Annotated in this window: 15 protein-coding genes; 7 read left to right on the forward strand and 8 right to left on the reverse strand. The window is 50.8% G+C overall.

Translation table 11 applies throughout. The features are described from left to right. Window positions 1-434 precede the first annotated feature (434 nt). The 3 genes from MRJ96_08395 to MRJ96_08405 all read left to right on the forward strand — a co-directional run bounded on the left by MRJ96_08395 (window position 435) and on the right by MRJ96_08405 (window position 5,354). Window positions 435-2,945: an ATP-binding protein gene (locus tag MRJ96_08395; GenBank protein ID MDR4501452.1), complete on the forward strand. Its 2,511-nt coding sequence runs from the start codon at window positions 435-437 to the stop codon at window positions 2,943-2,945. 277 nt (window positions 2,946-3,222) lie between these two features. Then, entirely contained in the window at window positions 3,223-4,536 is a 1,314-nt protein-coding gene (locus MRJ96_08400; protein ID MDR4501453.1) for a hypothetical protein, read from the forward strand. Between the two features lie 437 nt (window positions 4,537-4,973). Then, on the forward strand, window positions 4,974-5,354 hold the full coding sequence (locus MRJ96_08405; GenBank protein ID MDR4501454.1) for a response regulator: 381 nt from the start codon (window positions 4,974-4,976) through the stop codon (window positions 5,352-5,354). Window positions 5,355-5,397: 43 nt separating this feature from the next. Here MRJ96_08405 and MRJ96_08410 read toward each other — a convergent pair whose 3' ends face one another. From MRJ96_08410 to MRJ96_08435, 6 genes are all read right to left on the reverse strand, one after another. Beyond that, on the reverse strand, window positions 5,398-5,865 hold the full coding sequence (locus MRJ96_08410) for a helix-turn-helix domain-containing protein (GenBank protein MDR4501455.1): 468 nt from the start codon (window positions 5,863-5,865) through the stop codon (window positions 5,398-5,400). Window positions 5,866-5,980: 115 nt separating this feature from the next. Further along, window positions 5,981-8,122, reverse strand: a complete 2,142-nt coding sequence (locus MRJ96_08415) for a TonB-dependent receptor (GenBank protein ID MDR4501456.1) — start codon at window positions 8,120-8,122, stop codon at window positions 5,981-5,983. Window positions 8,123-8,375: 253 nt separating this feature from the next. Continuing rightward, window positions 8,376-11,939, reverse strand: coding sequence for a PAS domain-containing protein (locus MRJ96_08420; GenBank protein ID MDR4501457.1), 3,564 nt, complete (start codon window positions 11,937-11,939; stop codon window positions 8,376-8,378). 552 nt (window positions 11,940-12,491) lie between these two features. Then, complete coding sequence (locus tag MRJ96_08425; protein ID MDR4501458.1) at window positions 12,492-15,596, reverse strand: DNA polymerase III subunit alpha; 3,105 nt, start codon at window positions 15,594-15,596, stop codon at window positions 12,492-12,494. Next, the gene (locus tag MRJ96_08430; GenBank protein ID MDR4501459.1) at window positions 15,562-16,779 is read right to left on the reverse strand and encodes a hypothetical protein; all 1,218 of its coding nucleotides are present in this window, start codon (window positions 16,777-16,779) and stop codon (window positions 15,562-15,564) included. The genes MRJ96_08425 and MRJ96_08430 overlap by 35 nt, the downstream gene beginning before the upstream one ends. A 241-nt stretch (window positions 16,780-17,020) precedes the next feature. Next, window positions 17,021-17,755, reverse strand: coding sequence for a hypothetical protein (locus MRJ96_08435; protein MDR4501460.1), 735 nt, complete (start codon window positions 17,753-17,755; stop codon window positions 17,021-17,023). A 121-nt stretch (window positions 17,756-17,876) separates the two neighbouring features. Here MRJ96_08435 and MRJ96_08440 point away from each other — a divergent pair, with 121 nt between their 5' ends. The 4 genes from MRJ96_08440 (at window position 17,877) to MRJ96_08455 (ending at window position 19,025) form a co-directional block, all read left to right on the forward strand. Then, window positions 17,877-18,107: a hypothetical protein gene (locus tag MRJ96_08440; GenBank protein MDR4501461.1), complete on the forward strand. Its 231-nt coding sequence runs from the start codon at window positions 17,877-17,879 to the stop codon at window positions 18,105-18,107. A 21-nt stretch (window positions 18,108-18,128) separates the two neighbouring features. After that, the gene (locus tag MRJ96_08445; protein ID MDR4501462.1) at window positions 18,129-18,353 is read left to right on the forward strand and encodes a hypothetical protein; all 225 of its coding nucleotides are present in this window, start codon (window positions 18,129-18,131) and stop codon (window positions 18,351-18,353) included. A gap of 235 nt (window positions 18,354-18,588) precedes the next feature. Further along, complete coding sequence (locus MRJ96_08450; GenBank protein MDR4501463.1) at window positions 18,589-18,789, forward strand: hypothetical protein; 201 nt, start codon at window positions 18,589-18,591, stop codon at window positions 18,787-18,789. A gap of 5 nt (window positions 18,790-18,794) precedes the next feature. Beyond that, entirely contained in the window at window positions 18,795-19,025 is a 231-nt protein-coding gene (locus MRJ96_08455) for a hypothetical protein (protein ID MDR4501464.1), read from the forward strand. A gap of 109 nt (window positions 19,026-19,134) precedes the next feature. Here MRJ96_08455 and MRJ96_08460 read toward each other — a convergent pair whose 3' ends face one another. Both MRJ96_08460 and MRJ96_08465 read right to left on the reverse strand, forming a co-directional pair. Beyond that, a complete protein-coding gene (locus MRJ96_08460) occupies window positions 19,135-19,434 on the reverse strand; it encodes a type II toxin-antitoxin system RelE/ParE family toxin (protein MDR4501465.1) in 300 nt (99 codons plus the stop codon). Then, window positions 19,434-19,727 carry a type II toxin-antitoxin system Phd/YefM family antitoxin gene (locus tag MRJ96_08465; protein MDR4501466.1) on the reverse strand — a complete coding sequence of 98 codons (294 nt, stop codon included), beginning with the start codon at window positions 19,725-19,727 and terminating at the stop codon, window positions 19,434-19,436. The genes MRJ96_08460 and MRJ96_08465 overlap by 1 nt, the downstream gene beginning before the upstream one ends. Between the last annotated feature and the right edge of the window lie 151 nt (window positions 19,728-19,878).

Consider the following 19,878-nt stretch of genomic DNA (forward strand, 5'->3'; position numbering starts at 1 on the left):
TTTTTTGGCGTGTTTCGTCGTCGTGCTTTCCTGGTTTGGATGGGTGACCGGCTATTCCTGGTCGAGCCGAAAAGATCACTTTCAGAAAATCTAACCGTTCCTCGTAACCTGCCGCGGTGATGATATCGCCGTTATCGGTCACTTCTCTTTTCAAGATCTGCGTCTTGATCTCAATAATTCGTCGCTGAATTTTCTTTCCTTGCCCCTATGCGTGTGGCACAGGAATGTTCCCTAATAGACACGAGATTCACAGCTGAGACAGGAATGTGCGGAGATCAGCAACATCATGTAAGCGTTAAGAATATGAAGAAAGTTCCGATGTATATACCAGAGGCTTAATGCGGGTTGAGTACTATTGATCCTGACGATGTCGTGGGACATGTCTGATTCCACGGTTTCTGACAGCTGCCCAAAGGAAGGGATGATTGATTCATATGAGTAATTTGATCAATGCCTTAAATCGTTTGCAGTCGTTACGATCCGACGAGGACCCCTCCGAACTCGATTCGTTACAAAACCCAACGGAAAATTTTCAGGTGGCCATCGTTTCCAGCGATATGCCAGTGAGCCCGGAGGCCCTGAACTTAGTGGCAGCTGGATCTGATTCGCAGGATACCGATTCTCATGCCCTCTCCGTTGCACTGCATCAAGAAACGTGGCTGGGCATCGTGCGAACAGAGTACCTCCAAGGCTACGTACGCGATGGGGGAGGGTCGGTCAAGTTTGTCGTCCTGCCGGATGCTGACAGCCATCAGGCTTTTTCAGATGTGCTCGGACGTCATGCCAGAGAAGAGCAATTTGTGTACGTCAAGGTGGATACCCGGTATACCAAGGCTCATATGGTTGACCGTCTTTTTCACAAGATTGCTAAGCAGTTGGATTGGGATGAACTGGCCTATCACTATGTGGTGCATCTTCTTAGGGAGCATGGTTATCGGGTGCCGGACGAACGAAAGGCGTTCACTCTCCATCAGGTCGCAGCGCTGAATGAGCGAAAAGAGCCATTGCTGCGTCGAGATATTCAAACCTGGCTGGAAGATACGATCGACAATGATGTGAAGCTGTGCCGCGAGTTTCGGATGGCCGTCATCCGCTTGTGTTTGGCTCAGCTGGACAGCGGGGAATCCGATCGCGTGTTGGCCGAGGCGGTGAAAGAGTGGCTGTGTGGGGAACTTCGATTAATCTCCGGTGTCAAGAAGGCTCTCATTTTTCAGAAAATTATGCGACATAACGCTCGCTATTTACTCTCGTCGCTCACCCATTGGTTGAGACTGGCTGGCAAGAGTGGAATTGTGTTGTCGGTGGATATTTCACGGTATCTTGTCGCAAAGCGTCCCGCCGAGCCGGATCGCACCTTCTACTACAGTCCCGCTGTCGTCCTCGACTTGTATGATATGTTGCGACAGTTTATCGACACCTCGAATGAACTCGAGGGCTTTATGATGGTGGTACAAGCGCCCACCGAATTTCTGACAGATACGCGCCGGGGGGTTGACCGGTACGAAGCACTCAAGCACCGAATTTGGGATGATGTCCGAGATAAACATCGCCAGAATCCACTCGTGCCCTTGGTCCGCTTATCACAGACTGTGCTTCCTGGGGAATATGCCAAAGTTGAATCATCGATGGAGACCGCTACTGAAGCCGACCGCCTTGTCGCGCGTCATGTCATTGAGGGATTGCGAGCCGGGGTGCCCAACCGTCATGTAGTCGAGACGCTGGGATGCCCCCAAGGTGAAATCGAATGGCGCTTCCGGCGTTTGCTGGAAGGCACACAGCAAAATATCGCGACGGGTCACTGCTCGAAAGGCCTGATCGTGGAAGGCAGCTTCGGGAGCGGGAAGTCGCACGTCTTGGAATATCTTCAAAATGTCGCCTTGGCTGCGAATTTCATCTGCAGTCGAGTTGTGATCAGTAAAGAAACACCCTTGTATCATCTTGCTCGACTGTATAATGCGGCGATCGAGTCGGCTGTGATCCCAGACAAGAAAGGCGAAGTGCTGTCAGAAGTCGTGAGTCAGTGTGATGCGTGGAACCCCAAATATAAGCATTTATCCACATGGGTCAATAGTGCGGACAGCGGGATTGATGCACGTTTTGCCGCCACGCTTTTCCTTCATGAACGGATGGGAACCGATCAGGAGTTAGGCTATAGGATGGCCAGGTTTTGGACCGGTGATCCCATGGGAGTGGGGGAACTCAAGCGGTATCTCAAAGAATGCGGGATTGCGGGTCGCTATGAGTTCGGCAAGATCTCGATGATGGAGTTGGCGTCTCAGAGATTTCAATTCGCCTCACGATTGATGCAAGCTGCGGGCTATGCGGGCTGGATTATCTTGATCGACGAGGTCGAGGTGATTGGGCGGTATTCGTTGAATCAACGGACCAAGTCCTATGTTGAACTGGCTCGACTCGTCGGGGGGCAGGATTCGATCAGTTATCCCGGCATCGGCGTGGTCGTGGCGTTGACGGATGATTTTCAGCAAGAAGTTCTGCAAGGCAAGGGCGATATGGAAAAAATCCCCCAACGTCTTCGTACTCAAGCTTTGGAGGATCATGAGTCCATGGCCCAGCAAGCCGAACTTGGTATGAATCTGGTTGAATCCCGACGGATTCCGCTGGAAGGTCCGAACGAACAATTGGTGCAGCAGACCTACCAGACGGTTCGCCATCTTCATGCTCAAGCCCATAAGTGGCGGGATTGGGACCATTCTGCCATCGTTCCCCAACTGGAGGTCCGGCCGGGGACTCGGATGCGGGAATACGTGAAAAGCTGGATTACGGAATTGGATTTGAAACGGTTGGTCCCTGATGAGTCCGTAGAACTGGAAGTCGCCAATCTCAACCCTCAGTATGAAGAGGATCGTGTCTTAGCGACTGTTACGAACGAGGACCCGGGCCCTTCTGAAGTAGCTGAGTCAGACCATCCCCCGGAAACCACCTAGCCTTCTCCTGTAATTCAAGAAGATTTTCTCAGTCGCTCCCTTGACCTGTTTGCTGGTAGCATATGAGTGTTCCTTGGTTCTCCCGTCACTCTTCTATTCCTTTCTGACGGATTCTGTCGGCTTCAGCCAGACTCAACAATTGGTGTGATGCGTTGGGGCAAGCAAGTGGCCCAAGTGGCCAGTGATGTCGCGAGTCGACATGTCCGGCTGACAGCGGGAAAATTCGAGGCGGAATGAGTACAGACTAGCGGCTGACTTGCTGACGATGCACACGACAATGAGTTATCGGAAAGTCTTTGAGCTTTGGTGGCCTTTGGCGGGTAGTTGGTTGCTCATGGGCATCGAACTTCCGATCGTCAGCGCGGTGATGGCTCGGCTGGCCGATCCCGAGATTCACCTTGCAGCGTATGGCGGGGTTGTCTTCCCACTTGCGTTGATCATCGAAGCGCCCGTCATCATGCTGTTAGCGGCCTCGACCGCATTATCCAAGGATTGGACGTCGTATGCGTTTCTTCGCCGATTTACGGTTCTGTTGGCGTGCGTGCTGACAGTTCTTCATATAGTTGTCGCGTTTTCCCCGTTGTATGACTGGGTTGTGTCAGGAATCTTAGGCGCTCCTGAGCAGATTCGAGAGCCAGCGCGAATCGGGTTGATGATTATGACTCCCTGGACGGCAGCGATCGCCATTCGACGCTTTCAACAGGGAGTCCTGATTCGGTACGGAAAGACACGTTTGATCGGTGTGGGAACGGCATGTCGTTTGGCGGCCAATATGGGGGTATTAGGGGTCGGGTTGCTATGGGGGACAATTCCGGGAATCATCGTGACTACTGTTGCGGTCTCGCTGGGCGTGTTGACGGAAGCCCTGTTTGTTTACGTACAGGTTCAACCCCTATTGGCGCGGATGAAGGTTGAGGTGGGGGACGATACCGCTCAACTGACGATGAGTCGTCTGCTGACGTTCTATGTCCCCCTCGCGATGACATCGCTTCTGGCATTGTTAGCCTTGCCGATTGGCAGCGCCGCGTTAAGCCGAATGCCACGCGCCCTGGATTCGCTGGCTGTGTGGCCGGTCATGGCAGGCATTTCATTCTCACTCAGAAGTCTTGGACTTGCGTTTCAAGAAGTGGTCGTGGCGTTACTGGGAACACCAGGTTCAGTCAAAATTCTTCGAAATTTTGCAGTGGGGTTGGGGTGTTGTACAAGCTGTCTTCTTCTCATCATTGCCGCGACGCCATTGGCCCGGTTGTATTTTGGAGATGTTGCTGGCCTTTCACCTGAGCTCACAGAGTTGGGAAGTCAAGCTATTTGGCTGGCGTGTCTGTTGCCCGGGCTGAGTGCGTTCGAAAGCTTTCTACAGGGGAGGCTTGTCCACGGGCATCAGACAAGATGCATCACGGAAGCTGTGGTAATTTATCTGATTGCCAGCGCTTGTATCCTCGTTTCAGGAACATATTACGGACACATTACGGGATTATACGTCGGAGTCCTTGCGGTGAGTACGGGATTAGTCTGTCAGACGCTATGGCTTTTGTTCCGCAACTGGGCGATGATTTCCAGCGATTCAATCGATCACTCTGTAAAAATATAGAAACACTTTTCGTGAAAAATAGACGAATTTTTCGCGAATGTGAAGGGATTTACCTTCACCTTGACCGATTGCTTAAAAATCAGGGAGTTCAATAACCTATTGGAATTTCAGTAAAACTCCGAGTGAACTATAAGACAAATGTAAAGGTACACTGATTGCACATAATTTGAGCGACTAATCATGAGGAAATATGCGGCTGTTTCTATTTTCAAGTATTTATTCCTAATCAATGTGAGACCGTGATTTTTATTTATTATCATTGACATTTTCAGGGAGAGGATTCACCGGCTACAGCGTCTTACGATTTCTTGATGATGCTTTGGTAATTCGTATCGAGCATTTTTGTATCTGAGTTGGTTATTACGAGGGTTTGTTCTCGAAAGACGGTGTATCTTCTGTGTGCGGCGACTTTTAGTGAAGTCAGAGGAGGGTAGGGTATGGAGCGAATTCTAGTCATAGATGACGATAAGTTTGTCCGGGACTCTCTTGCTTTAACGCTAGAGTGGGCTGGCTATGCTGTCGCGGAAGCCGCCAATGCTCGCGAAGGTTTGGCGTTTCATCGGGAAAATCCTGCATCTGTTGTGATTGCCGATAACCTCAATGCGGATGAAGAGGCGTGGGAAGATCTGAGAGCGCTTCGCTGCCATTCGCCGGCTTTGCCAATCATCTCAATCTCCGGCACCGTACCCTCTACGGATCAGGAAAGTGACCGGCTCCGGCATATCCTGGGGGTAGTCTACTGTCTTCAAAAACCATTTACGGTCGATGAACTTCTCTCGACGATACAAATGGCTCTTCCCAGTTTAGCTCGTTCGTAGGAAAACCCTACCTTTACGTTGCGGCTCTATCGGGGCTGTTTCTCTAATCACTGGGCGGTTCAAAGTGCCCTGGTATGCGGTTCTGCCAGGGGACTGTGGCTGTTTTGGCTTGCTTGAGGAGGCTTCTGAGGTTGACTTCCGCAGCTCTCAGGAGTTTGGGTTCCTCACTTTGAAGGAGTGCCGTGAGGAGTGCGTACATGTCTCGTTGTTCAGGCGTCGAGTGAGCGACGAGTTGCAGGATGGGATCTGGAGAATCCACGTTTGTCCAATCGTTCTCGTTCTCATCAGGGTCGCTCAGTAAGAGTTTGAGTGCGGTGGGATTACTGTACAACCACCCCGGAGGTATTCCGAGCGCAGTCGCCAATGCTTCAAGCGCAGAGACTGGAGGATCCAACTTACCGGCTTCAATGGCTTCAAGCTCTGCCGTTGGCATCCCGACTTTATTCGCCAAAGCCGTGACTGAATTGCCTCGCATGCGCCGCCAAGCCTGAATCTGTTCATTGATTGGCATGAGCCGATCTTAGCCAACGGCAGGGCTCATGTCCAGCTGAGGATTGGGTTCATCACCGCGGAGGGAACTCATTCTTCCTTCCAGTATGTGAAATCCCTGATGATGCCCTCCATGCCTAATACTTCCACCTGAATACCCCGCCAAACGTCCTGGGAGTTCCCCATAGGACATTGCCTGCCGCATCGTTAATCACTGCGGCTTCAAGAGCATATTCAGTATCCATGACATTATCGACCGTGAAATAGGCTGCCCAATGCTCAGATTCAAACCCTGCGCGAAGGTTGACCAAATCGTAGGTGGATTGTTTGAACTGAGGATTGTTGTCGTTGGTGAAAAACGTTGACCCAATTTGAGTCCAATCTACACGTGCCATCAAGGGCTTCAGGCGGTACTCAAGGCCCATGTGTATGGTATGCGTCGGGGTATCCTGGACATAGTTGCCTGTGTATTGAAAAAACCCGGCATCATATTTATCAAACTCGGCGTTCACAATCCCAATGGCGGCATTCAGAGTCAGCCAGGGCATGATCTTCACCAGACCCTCGATTTCAACCCCTTTTGAAGTCACCTTTCCCGCGTTCCCCGCAACAATCGCGCCACTTGGGAAAAACTCCAATGTTTGAAAGTTCTTCGTCGTGATGTAAAAGAAATTAACATTGAGTTGCGCACGTCGATCCCACCATTCTGATTTTATACCTGCCTCAAAGTCATGAGATCTTTGAGCATCAAACCGGACATCTGTCACCCGAAAGAAAGTCCCATCGCTTAAGTCTAATGAATTGTATCCTCCGGGCGTATACCCACGAGCATAACTGCCCCAAATTCGAATGTTCGTGAAGACTTCGTAATCCAATTGCACTCTTGGGAGGAAGGCATACCATGTGTGGTTCTCTTTGGTGTCAGTTATCGTCGAGGGTTGTGGGGGCGAGGCGTCATAAAACTTACCGATAAAGACAGAGTTTTTGAAATTCCTGTGCGTGATCTCGGCTCGAGCTCCCATGGTCAGGCCAATCTTTTGAGTTACCGGAATCCTCGCCTGTCCGAACAACGCGCCAACAAACGTCCGGGTTCTGGCTTGCACATGCGAGTCTGGCGTCACCTGTCCCCGTGGAAAGGAGGTATCCAAATCGCGATTTTCATACTCGAAATAGGTGCCGATATTCCATTTACTCCATGCACTCGGTAAGGACCGGAGCCGTAACTCCTGTGTGACGGTGATGGTATCTTCATCCACGAGCTGAGGCCGTCCATCCACTTCATCGCCAGATCCAAAGTCATTATCCCAACGCTGGTCCCAGCTGAATCCATTGACCCCCGTCGTGGAGACCACATCAAACCAATTGGTTTCCAATGTTTGCCCAAGGGTCCCCGAATTGACTTCATAATTGGAGAACCCGTCGATATCATGGGAGACGGTCTCCACCCGGTCATCGATGACTCCACGAGCTGCCGTACGGCCTTGCCCATTATCGCGCACATCTCGATTGAAAAAGAGACGAGCCGAATACCGGGCGGTCGGATACCATGCCAGATCGCCATGAAATTGATCGCGCCGTTCATAATCCAAATGATCTCCATGGGTCGAAGGGGAAGCGGGATCGTTGTGAAAGGTATTCCGGATAAATCCATCCGTTCGCCAATGTGTGTATCCAATCCCCATGAAGAGCTTGTCTTGGAGTAACGGTCCGCTCAAGTACGCTTCCCCACGGTAGGAGTTACGGGATCCTCCAAAAAATTCCGCATGGCTTCGTACTTCATTCGTCGGTTTTTGACTGGTTATATTGATGACCCCGCCAATCGCGCTTTGTCCGAACAAGGTGTTTTGCGCGCCACGAAGAAACTCTATTTGTTCAACCGTCCCGAAATTCACTGAGAATGCTCGAAACTTCGAGACAGGCATCCCATCGATGACGAGAATGACAGGAGATCGTTTGCTGAACGTATCCGCGAGAAATCCGCGGAAATTGATCATCCGCTCGCCTAGAATTCCAGGTGCGTTTAAGATGTTGGGCAGGTGTTGAAAGAGGTCTTCGAGCCGGTAGACTTTTCGGTCAACCAGCTCTTGCTTGTTTAATACTGTGATAGGGATGGGAATGTCTTGCGGATTTTCTTCGAGCTTATTCGCCGTGACCACCACTTCCGGGAGCTGTTCAACCGAGGCCTGAGCATAGAGTATCTCGACCCCGCCAAAGTCTCCTCCCCCCAGAAGCCACACAAGTCCTAAGATCAATCTGCCTTTGGATCGTAGCCGCAGCATCAGATTGTGGATTTCAATTAGTATGATGTAAGTCACATTAATTGTACAAAAACTTGAATGAAAAGTCTGTTTCTTGAATCGAAGCTATAGAGGGGGTGTTTGGCGATGTATCAATGCATTATGGTGGCGCAAAATCTTTTGTCATGGTTTCTTTGGCTGATCGTGTCATAGCCTTAAAGATGTAGGGGGTGCGAGGCGTGGGACCAAAGGAGGTCATCTGCAAGTTGACTGAGACATCATCCCCACATCTGTTTCAACTCCATGAAGAGGCCTCAGAAGTGACTCCATCGGCTTTCGGCTTAAGAGACGCCTCACAGGGGATACGAATTTGAAGGACCGTACCATGTCCGGGTTGCGAGAGAATCACTAACTGCCCGTCCATTTCTTTTACGCGAGTCTGCAAATTCTTCAAGCCGTGTCCCGTCAGTCCTGGTTGAAGTCTTCGCCGAGACAGATCAAACCCGCACCCGTTATCCACGACATCTACCTGCAACATTCCATGTTCTTCATCGAGATTCGTCCGAATCCATACACGTGACGCTTGTCCATGCCGGACGGCGTTACTCAACCCCTCGCGCAAAATGTGTTCCAAATGGTCTTCCTGATGGGTGGCCACCAATTCTAAAAGCGTTTGGGAGCAATCAATGTGAGTCTGAATCGTCCCTGTCTCTTCGAGGGCTCGCGAAAAATTCTGGAATGTCTCCAACCAATTGAGACCACGCAGGTTACTTGACTCTTTACCGGCCATAGACATGCGAACATCCCACATGATTTGATTGACTTCTTCTAACATCTTGTCCAACGAAGCTTGAGCTTGTACGGGATGCCTTTTTAAATCTCTTGCAACACTCTCAAGGCACAATCCATGAACATATAAGTTTTGTAAGATCGAATCGTGGAGTTTTTCGGCCAACTGTTCTTGTTTTCGGAAGTGTTCTGCCAATTGTTGTGCTTGAAGCGTAAGTTGAGAGGTGTCCACCAGCATCAATAGGTATCCTATGGATTGGCTGGCATGATCAGCCAAGAGAGAGCAATGCACCTGTATCGTTCGTTCAAGGCCCCATGGATTGACCGGAAGCCTTGTTTCATAGGCCGGTACTCTCCCAGTTGATAAACACTGTGCGAGTTGATCAGACAATCCTGGGATTCTTCTTAAGGCCGCGAGACAAGCATGAGGATTCTCCGGCTGATCCACCTCGAGAATCTGCAGGGCAGCTTGATTAATACTCTGCACCTCTCCCTGTAATGTTCGCACAACGATTCCTACAGGTGCTTTATCTAACATTTCACGATAATTCACGACGGTGGATTGTCGACGGAGACTGGCTCGTTGCATCGTTCGATAGAATCCCATGAACACCGTGAGGATTTGTAGAACCATGGCTGTCACGATGAGGAACGCATGACTGGACTGTACATGCACGATCAACGGAGAATACCGAGATGATTGCGCCCAAATAATACCCAGGAGAAACGTTAAAATGAGCCCGGCCAATAGCAATCCTCTGGCAATAGTCGTCACGGCCGCTAATCCAAACAGGGAACTGACGGCCACCAGCCAGGTCAACGGATGGAGTCCGCCAAACAAGACGGCAACTCCCACGATCAACAGTCCACTCCAGAGACTGTATCCAATAATCACGAGGGAGAGTGCCTTTTGATGTTCTAGCCACAGCAAGCCAACAGCCGCTCCTACGGCCATAAGAGACACTCTCATTCCCCAATCCCAGAGGTGAGGATCTACGGCGCTGACCCAGGCCAAGGCCCCAAGAGCTTGTCCCAAGAACACGAGAAGCAACGGATGGAGACGTGCTGCCACTATTCGGTCATTTTCGGTAGTGAAGGTTGGGGGAAAGGCCAATCTTCGCAGCCGTTCGATCCATCCTTTCCGCCTCTTCATCATGGTGTCACGATGCGCCCCATCCCCCTGCGTCTCTTGGACAGGGCTCTTCCGGGAAGGCGAAGATGGTTCTTTTGCCTTTATCCGGCTCTTTGCCCAAGAATCGCCAGGATTCTGGCTGACTTCTTGAACGCATTCTCGAATGTTGCCCATGATCTTCTCGACATTCCGAAGACAATCGGGCAAGAGCCAGCTAACCATGTCGGAAGAACTCTCCTCAAGTAACTTTGCCATCTGTCTCAAGAGTACCTGATGGGCACTCAGCTCTTCTAAGATCCGATCATGGAGAAGACCGTTGATCTTCGTTCGAGAGGCGATAGCCTCCTCTAGCTGTTTTTTCTGTTCGTTAAATTGGGATAGATCCACCAACATCACATGACAGCCCATGACCTTCCCATGCTCATTCAACAGCACGGTGCCATCTAGTTTCAAAGCAACCGATGGGTTTTCTTCTGAAGAATCCAGTGTTGTCGTGAATGATGCGGTGGGCTGTTGGTTCTGCCAACAGTGACGATACATGTGTAACTCGGGAATGGCATGAAGACGACAGGCGAGGGCTTTCATATCATCAAGCTCGATCCCGATCATGGCGTAGGCTGAGGGGTTTGCCGAAAGAATATTCCCTTCGGCTGAGAACAACACAATGCCAATCGGGGATTCGTCGATAATTTTCTGGTACATGGTCAACATGGCATGACGTTGTTTCTGGAATCGCAGGTGAGTGCGTTGAAAGGTTCCCATTACGACTAGGCTCATCGCCAATGTCGTAAGAAGGATGATGCCAATGGGATAGGCCCTGGCCGGATATTCTCGCCACTGTAGAACTTGTATATCAATGATGCTCATCGCTCCTAAGACTGCCAAGAGGCTGACTCCCAACCCTATCCCGGGCGAGGCGTCCAACACTAAGACAAAGACCAGCATGGCGGTAAACCATGAGGCCAATGCCAGTGGATGAAATTCTCCGTATTCATACGCGACTAAAATGACGATTACATACCACATTCCACAGAACATTCGGGTGGCGCTCCGTCCGTGTCCCTGAAAGACCCACATCAAGCACACACCGTGAATGCCCAGGTACAAAGCACTCAGCAGTGCCTCTCCCATTAAATAGGTCGGTTCAATCCGCAGTCCTAAGATAGTGCCGATAAGGTACGAGCCGATCCCGCATAACAGCAGAGGATGAAGTTTCTGCGCCTGACATGACCGCTCATCATCAGGAAACTCGGGAGCCTTGAGAATGTTTCCCACGGCTTGGGTGCCTGCACGAACCCATGCCGGCAATTGAAGGACACACCAATTCCACCATCCTTCCACCTTTAGTGAAAAATGTTGGGGGACGCTTTCACCCCACCGGACGAAGAGCGCGACCATCAACCACGTCTGGAAAAGCTGGGTCGCCATACTTCTTGCGAGGAGGTCTAGCGGATAACTCACGGAAACCAATTGGGCGGAGGGAACGAGCAAGTATTGGATTCCCAGCAAGGAAGAAATGGTCACTCCAACTCCCACAGCGGCTGGCATTCCGTAGAGAAGGAAGGTCAAGACCACATAATTCATGACGGCTGGGAACGTGAGAATTCTATCGTCAAGGCCATGCTTGATCAGCAGTAACAGCGTGATCGTGAAGGAGGAGACATGAAGCAAAAAGACGATGGTGGTTCGTCCCCGGTGAAGCAGCACCAGGCTGACGAACAACAGGAAGACCATGATCGCTGTACTAGGCGTACTAAAGGGATCAGGGCCAAAGAATTGATATACGACCTGGCAGAGACTGAAGATCGTAAAAGCGTAAAGAATAGAGGCATTCCGGTGGAGGGCTGCATCGTGAAACGCCGGTGGCCCTATCCACGACTTTATGCCATTCCATCCCACGCCTAACCACAGCGTAAGTGATGTGAGTGTCCTTTCCATTTATATCAATTCTCCTGCAGGGTGAAGGGTTCCCTCTCTTTCCCTTCTCCATCGTTGAGGAAAACCTGGAGGGTGTTTGAACTGATAACCGGCAAAGGTCTACACACAGTGCTACCACAGTCGTATTATAAGATGAATGACTATTGAATCAAAGGGGGAGGCCATGAACACATACAAGTGCCGCAAAGTTGCGGCATATCAACAGAAGAAAATGCCTGCCTCGACCATCACCTCCGTCTTTCTGGCAAATTGGTGTCTCGAGCCAGCAGGAATGGTTCAGAGGCCTTATGAGCCTGACAACTCTAAAGGGATTTGGACGTAATCAACCCTTGTAGGCAGTTATCATCTATATTCTTCAAAAAGAAAATAGGTGTTTTTCTGAAAATGTCGGCACTTCCTGTCGCACATGACAAAAAACCGTGCGGAAAACGTGTGGCAGAAATGGAATGACAGGCATCCTTGCCTGTGTAGATCCTGTGTATTGAAAGTTGTGCTCCCTGACGTTCGTTGGATGATGTGAATGCGTAAGCTTATGATTTTTCTGAAATTGTTCTAAATTTTTTCAGGCGAAAACCTTTTCGTTTGAGACTGATGTGGTGCTGGGGTTACAGCAAGGCGAGGCGGTATGTCGCCGGTGAGCGTGCGGACGTTCTTCACGATCAGGGAATAGGTTTGAAATTCCTCTTCAACTGTTCCTTCCAAGATATAGGGTCCGTGATTCGTGAGAAGATGGCCGAATCGCCGGTACACTTTGGGAAACAACGTCGCTTCATACAAGCCGGTCAGGTCTTCGAATGTGATAAATTCCATGGGCTCTTGGTGTTTCGTCCGAACCGATTTTTCCGTAATCATCCAGCCGATCATCGTGATGGCGTGCCCCATATGTTCCTTCATGTCGCGGGCTGATACGGCGTTCAATCCTCGAACGGCTTCAGCATGGAGTGCCAGTGGGTGCTGGGAGAGTGGAAACCCAAACGATTCGATCTCATGTTGGAGGTGTTGGAGAGGCGAATAATCGGGAGGAATGGGAAGAGCCGATGACGCGTGACATGACGGAGTATCTTGCAGGGGGTGTCCGAATCGTTGCTGTTCATGGTAGGCATGTAGGCGCCAGAGGAGGCCCGGGCGTGTGACCTCTCCCGCAATATGATCAAAGCATCCAGCCTTGATGAGTAGACGGATTTGGGCTTGTCCGTGCTTCGTGCGGATCAAAAAGTCCTGGAAGGACCGAAACGGGCCGTGGTTGGCGCGTTCAGCGAGTACCTGCTCGATCGACTCGGCTTTCAGCCCTCTGATCTGCATCAATCCCATGCGAATCGCCTTGTCGGTCCCCGTATATTTCCAATGGCTGGTGTTGATATCCGGTGGTAAGATCGCCAGTCCCATACGACGGGCCTCCGAAAGGTACACAGAGGGCGCATAGAACCCGCCTTGGTTACTCACGACGGCTGCCATGAATTCTGCAGGATAATGGGCTCGAAGGTATGCGGATTGGTATGACACCTGTGCATAGGATGCAGAGTGGGGTTTGCAGAAACTGTACCCAGAAAAACTCATGATCATGTTCCACATCGTCGTGACAGCCTGGTCTGATGCGCCGTGGGCGCGAGCTCCCCGATCGAACTGAGCCTTATAATCGTGCAACTGTCGTTCCTTATGCTTTTTGCTCAAGATTTTTCTGAGTTGATCCGCCTCTTCGACTGAAAAGCCTGCGACAGCCATCGCCACTCTCGTCACGTCCTCCTGGTACACCATAATGCCGTGCGTGTCAGCCAGTACCTGTTCAAATTCTTGATGAACCGGCTGATGGGGCTCGCCGTGGGCGCGGAGGACAAAGTCTCGATTGTAGGGATTTCCTGCGGGACGAACGAGGGAGGAGACCATGACCAAATATTCAAAAATCTCCAACTCTGATGGCTGCTTTTCCGACAGTGTTGTCCATAGTTTTTTCAGCAAGAGCCGTGTGGCCGGTGACTCGACGTAAAAGCAGCCGATCGTGTCACTGTCACGGATCAGTGCCTGTGTTCGCGAATCGGAGACGGGATCCCATGTGTCTTCGTTCAGAGGGCATCCGGTGTGCCGTGTCACTGCGTCAAGCGTATCCCGAATCACCGCAAGCGAACGGTTGCCCAAGATGTCGAGTTTGACCAATCCGGCATCCTCGGCTTGATCCTTTTCCCATTGGATGATAGGGACGCCTTTGCTGGCGATTTGAATCGGGACATGCCGGTGAATCTCATCAGGGGCAATGATCACGCCTCCGCAATGCACGCCGAGGGTTCGTAGGCAGCCTTCGAGCTGAAGCGCGATAGAGATGATTGCTGGCCAGGGTTCCGTCATTCCCATGGTCTGACAGAGGCTTTCCGCCCAGGAAGCGAACGCTGGTTTCGTGGGAGGTTCATGAAATTCCACTTCACGCACGAGACGTGGGATGACGCGATTGAGTTCAACGGGAGGCAGCCCATAGACTCTGGCGACTTCACGAATGGCTGAACGGAAGCTCAACGTGTTGTGATTGGCCACCATCGCGGTCCGGCGCGTTCCATACTTGGTGAACACGTAATCCAAGATGCGATCCCGTTCGTCCCATGGAAAATCAATGTCGATGTCTGGCGGGTCCTGCCGCCCGGCATTCAAGAACCGTTCAAAAAACAAGTTATGTCGAATCGGGTCAACATGGGTAATCCCCAGGCAATAGGAGACGATCGACGCCGCCGCTGACCCGCGGCCGCAGGTACGTGGGGCCTGTTGAACGATATCCTGGACGATGAGGAACCATCTCGCAAAACCCTTCGACTGAATCACATCCAACTCCGTCTCGATCCGATCTTGGACTTTCTTTGAAATGTTTCCATATCGCCATCGTGCGCCTTCATAGGTTTTGGCTTGGAGTGTAGAGACGGTGTGCGGCTCGATCATGTCGCGAAAGGCTTGAGTGACGCTGTCCTTGAAATTCCACTCGGTATGACAGCGGTCCGCGATGCGTCGGGCATTGAGCAAGGCATGAGGAACATGCGTATAGTGCGGTTCCAGGACGGCCGTTGGAGTCAACCAATGGTGAGGGGAGCAAGCCGCGCCGGCCGGTAATCGTGAGAGCGTGGTCTTCAAGGCGATGGCTCGCAGAACGTGATGAAGATGAAATTGGTCAGGCCGTACAAACTGCACGCGATTCGTGGCGACGGGTGGAATGCCCGATCGTCGGCTGAACGCGACGGCTTGATGCATCATGGCTCCGGGGGTTAATTCAACGTAGACATTCTGTCGTTTCCGTTTTTTCCATGCTGTCAGGGCAGGAATTTCGTCGGATAACACGATAAGGTCATGGTGCGAGTGGCTGACGGCTTCGATCAAATCAAAGTCATCGTCACAATGGCGGGCCGAGAGTAATCGACACAGGTTCGTATACCCGGTCATCGATGTGGCAAGCAGGGTCGCGCGATGATGGTGATGAGTCAGCTCGGCTCCAAGTATGGGCTTGAGTCCTGTCCGTTTCGCCACCTCGATGAATCGAATGGCCCCATACAGCCCATTGGTGTCTGTTAAGGCGAGCGCATCGGCTCCATGGGCTTGGGTCTCAGCACACAGCTCTTCCACGGAAGAGACCCCGGACATCGGCGAATAGTTAGAATGAACGTGAAGGTGCACGAAGGGTGTCATGGGCATGTGTCCTTCCCCACCAAATGGCCTGAGCGCCGAAACGTTTTCGAATATGATCCAGAGCGAGCGTGAGACGTTGAGCCTTTTTGACGGGGAATGGCGTGGTGATTCGTTCTTCATGGAACAGCTCGCCTTGTTGAATGAACCCGGTCAATCGTTCGGCCCGTATGGTGAGTCGGCTCACGCGGACGCGGCGTACGAAATTTCGTGTACATAGTTTGGTCACGAGCGGCATTAACTCAGTTTCCCAGTAGGTTCCTGGCCTGACGGGGAGAGCCTTCATGATTTCCAAACCGTCACGATACTGGAATCCGACTACGATGACATGACATATCCGCTGTTGATCCCGTAACTGCTGGCAGACGCGTTCAAGGAGTTGATACAGAGCGCCTTGAAGTCGAGGAAGATCGATCTCATCAGGTTCTGGTTTGATCGTGGCTTCGATATGGGGTTGTTGAGGCGGGCATAAGACGGGGGAAGGGTCGGCACCGTGGGCCCAAGCATGAAGCGTGCCTGCAGGCCGTCCTAAGACCATTTCAAGGTGAGGGAGGTGAATGCTGGCGAGATCTTTGAGTGTCTGGATATTGAGATCAGCGAAGAGCGGCAACAGGGTTTTTGATTGCTGTGGGCCCAATGGCAAAGTTTGAAGAGGAAGGGGGGCTAAAAAGGCCTCTTCGGAACCCGGGCGGATGTCGCACAGTTGTGGTGGACAGACAACGGTTGAGGCGATGCGCGAGACGAGTTTGTTGCTGGCCAATCCCGCGACACCGATTAATCCTTGCTGCCGGGTGATTTCCCGCTCGATCTGCATGACGACATCGCAGGCCGACCCAAAGAGCCGCGTTGTGCCAGTGAGATCGAAAAAAACGTGTCCTGGTTGAATGGGTTCCCACACTGGGGAAAATTGTCTGATCGTATTCGTCAGTGCCTGATGAGCATGGTGGATGCGAACGGTTTGGGGAGGAAGGATGTGTAATGCCGGACATCGCTGTTTGGCCTGTGTGATGTGAAGTCCAGGCCAGACGCCCTCTTGCTGGGCTTCCTGAGAAGTTTCTGCAATGAGTGACCGGGGGGATTGTGACGCGGCGACCGCTATTGGCCGTGTTCGGAGTGAAGGAGCATCCAGTCGAGCGAGCGAGATGGATAATGCGGGAATCGAAAAACAGACAATCTGGCGATCCATTGTGCACAAATAGCTTTTTGCAGCGGAAAGAAAAATGGCGATCGGAAGGCCCTGAAATCTCCAAACCATCAATCTGAAATATAACCAATGGTTGCATTTTGGGTCTGTTTCTGTCAAGAATTGCCGGCGAACGTATCATCATGAAATTAGACTTGGTCGAGAATTAGGGAGAATTCGCTCTGGAATCCATGCGGGACGCACGACATAGGAGAAAAGGCGCATGTGCGCGTTTTCTTGCTGTTCAATCATTGATGAGTTTCAAAAGAGGCTCTTCCCATCCAAAGCACGTGTCTCGATTTTTCAGTTTCTGGAATGTTTCAGCACATGCGGAATCGTGTTGTGCGTATTCTTTAAGCACCTGTACGGTTTCTTCGATGAACCCTCCAACCGTGCCATTAGAATCATCGACCCCACCTTGGCACAGTTTACGATCGAGGCGTAAGAGCAGATCAACGAGTAACCCTGCTGTCTGCTCGCTCACGGGAAATTCGGAAACAATCTTTGCGAAACGATGACACCCCTCCTCAAGAGAATGTTGATAAGAAAACCAGAGACGAGATGGGCCGTGGTAGGGCTTGATATGGCGCATGGCAGCGGTCAAGGCTTTTTTCGTCGCCGTCAATTCTCCCTTATTTAAAGCGCCCAGCCGGCCACTGCACACAGCCTGATGTGTGAGGGTTTTTTCTTCATCATTCAAGGGCTCACCACCAGTGATGGCCCGAATGGCTACGGCCACCATGTGCTTGCAGAGCGTGTGACGCTGACCGAGATAACATTCGCAATGGCCAGAATCGTAACGGCGCGCCTCCACCGATACCCGATACGGTTTGGTGCCCCGCACCACAGCCGAGTACGAGCCGACCTGTTCCTCAAATTGCATGACCTTTCCGCGCTCATACAAATCTACTGCTTTCTCAAACGTTGGCCGGTCAGTGGCAAATTTGATTTTTTCTAAATCATACTTCGGAGGCATCATGGGACGTATTGTCAACAGAACAAGCGGCGTAGGCAAGGTGGAGGAAAGCTCCAAGCTTATGTATTCATATATTGACACATAGATGAATGACAAAATGCATTTATATGTATGAAGACGACCGTTGATCTTCCTCTATTATTTAGATGAGGTAAAAAAGCTTGCAGCCATTCATCGAACGATGGTGGAAGCGTTGGCGGAAGAAGGGTTGCGGCATGTCATGAGCGAACACCAAGGTTCTCGGGAATTTCGTCTCCGTAAGGCAAGGTTTACAGGCAAGGGCTCGCTATCAGATGTAGAGGCAGCGTTTTGGGAACCCATACGAGACCGTGCGTATGAAGGTCGTGGAGGGTGACTGCGGTTGGAACCTCCACGCGTGCAGTTATTGACAGAATCAAATGGCTATTGGCCAGTCTTGCGAGAACTAGCTCTTGAGGGGAAAATTCAAGGTTCGATCATGCATGATGCACGGATTGCAGCCCTTTGTCGTCAGCACGGTATTCAAGAACTATGGACCGCCGGAATTTTTCGATGTTTAGGATGCGTCTATAGACATAGCCTCAAGGACTTTTTCGCCCCGGCTAAAAAGGGGCGGGGTTGAGATATGCGGGGCAAGATATGTCTTATACGAAAAAATAGAAAGAATACCCCTTTTTCTTTCACTCCAATTTTTCTCTTGTTTTCTTCCGTAATCATACAAATGCAGTCTGACATCGAAATCCGACTCGACCCCATCATGAAAACACATTACAATCCAGAATTAGTGATTGGCTGAATCGATCTTTATTGTACGTGAAGGATATTGGGCTTGTACTTCAAGGTAATTGGAGCGATTCGTGAGATTGACCCCATTGCCGCTGGAGGGTGTATTAGAGACATTATGCGTCTCCGAAAGCAATTTGGCTCAAGCCGATGGAGAAAAAGGTCGTGCTACAGTTCGTCTTGAAAGCGGAAACCTTCGAAAGGCAGAATTGCACTGGTATGAAGCTCACGGCATTGGGAAGCGAAAAATGAAAATCAAGCGATTCTTGGATTAACAACCATGGCGAAAGCAAAACCCAAGCTCAAGTTTGTTCTTTGTATCGAAAACAAAGACTGTGAAGACCTGCAGAAAGGGAAGGTCTATCCTTTGTTGGCAGATGCGAAGGCCAAGCGAGAAGGGTTCGTGCGTGTCATTGATGACTCGGGTGAAGACTACCTTTATCCCGAAACACATTTCGTCCCTCTTGAAATTCCTGTCAAAGCCCGCGAAGCTCTGGGCACTGTAGGCTAAGAGATCATAAATCGGAAAAACGAAAGCAGCCAAGTTTTTCCCAGGAATAGAGGGGGCTGGTTGTTTTCTTTGTAAGATAGATGAACAGATTGAATTCAGTCGGGGAATATCAAGACGTTTCCTGCGGTCTTCGGCTCACCTGTTCGGTCACAGTTTCGTAAATGGAACGTCGGTGGCCAACGGCGAAAAGACGAATGACTTTTTTTCTCCGATCAATCCCATACACAATCCGAAATCGCCTGACCCGAAATTTCCACAATCCTTTTAATTCCTTCACAAGAGGTTCGCCTTCGCTTGGGTTCGCACACAGGGTTCGAATGGCTGACTTCATGCTGCGTTTGATGTCAGGTGGCAGTTGCCGAATGACATCGGCAACGTGTGGGGGGATGTCAACGTGAAATGCTGGCATTATCGTGAACGTTTGGAAGGCGGCATGAGAGGTTCTCCGAATACATCTTCAAACGATCGTCCTTTTTTCTTCGACGCATAAAACGTTTGGCTTTTGCGTAGTTGTGTCATGAGATCTGCATCGCTAAGTATATCAATGGTTTCGCGAACTCGTTCATATTCTGCATAGTTGATCAAGACCGCTGCTGGTTTCCCATTGCGAGTCACCACGACTTCTTCTTCTCGGTCGCATACGCCCGTAACCAGCTCCGGGAGTTTGGCTTTCACTTCAGAAATCGGTAGTGTTTTCCCCATTTTGAGAACCCCTTTATTAAATTGGTCATAATTCTGGTCACCTTTTTACTGTACGGGCACAGGGAGAATCTGTCAAGAAACGGAAGCAGGAGAGGAGCTCACATGTGCATGGTCGAGGTCAGACGAGACGGTTCGAAATTGCCAGAACGGA

The sequence above is a fragment of the Nitrospirales bacterium genome (assembly GCA_031315865.1).
Taxonomy (GTDB): Bacteria; Nitrospirota; Nitrospiria; order Nitrospirales; family UBA8639; genus JAGQKC01.

Bases quoted from the DNA above. Each gene is read 5' to 3' on its own strand.
- MRJ96_08395 (MDR4501452.1), top strand. From the start codon at position 435: ATGAGTAATTTGATCAATGCCTTAAATCGTTTGCAGTCGTTACGATCC.
- MRJ96_08400 (MDR4501453.1), top strand. From the start codon at position 3,223: ATGAGTTATCGGAAAGTCTTTGAGCTTTGGTGGCCTTTGGCGGGTAGT.
- MRJ96_08405 (MDR4501454.1), top strand. From the start codon at position 4,974: ATGGAGCGAATTCTAGTCATAGATGACGATAAGTTTGTCCGGGACTCT.
- MRJ96_08410 (MDR4501455.1), bottom strand. From the start codon at position 5,865: ATGCCAATCAATGAACAGATTCAGGCTTGGCGGCGCATGCGAGGCAAT.
- MRJ96_08415 (MDR4501456.1), bottom strand. From the start codon at position 8,122: ATGCTGCGGCTACGATCCAAAGGCAGATTGATCTTAGGACTTGTGTGG.
- MRJ96_08420 (MDR4501457.1), bottom strand. From the start codon at position 11,939: ATGGAAAGGACACTCACATCACTTACGCTGTGGTTAGGCGTGGGATGG.
- MRJ96_08425 (MDR4501458.1), bottom strand. From the start codon at position 15,596: ATGACACCCTTCGTGCACCTTCACGTTCATTCTAACTATTCGCCGATG.
- MRJ96_08430 (MDR4501459.1), bottom strand. From the start codon at position 16,779: ATGGATCGCCAGATTGTCTGTTTTTCGATTCCCGCATTATCCATCTCG.
- MRJ96_08435 (MDR4501460.1), bottom strand. From the start codon at position 17,755: ATGATGCCTCCGAAGTATGATTTAGAAAAAATCAAATTTGCCACTGAC.
- MRJ96_08455 (MDR4501464.1), top strand. From the start codon at position 18,795: ATGGCGAAAGCAAAACCCAAGCTCAAGTTTGTTCTTTGTATCGAAAAC.
- MRJ96_08460 (MDR4501465.1), bottom strand. From the start codon at position 19,434: ATGCCAGCATTTCACGTTGACATCCCCCCACACGTTGCCGATGTCATT.
- MRJ96_08465 (MDR4501466.1), bottom strand. From the start codon at position 19,727: ATGGGGAAAACACTACCGATTTCTGAAGTGAAAGCCAAACTCCCGGAG.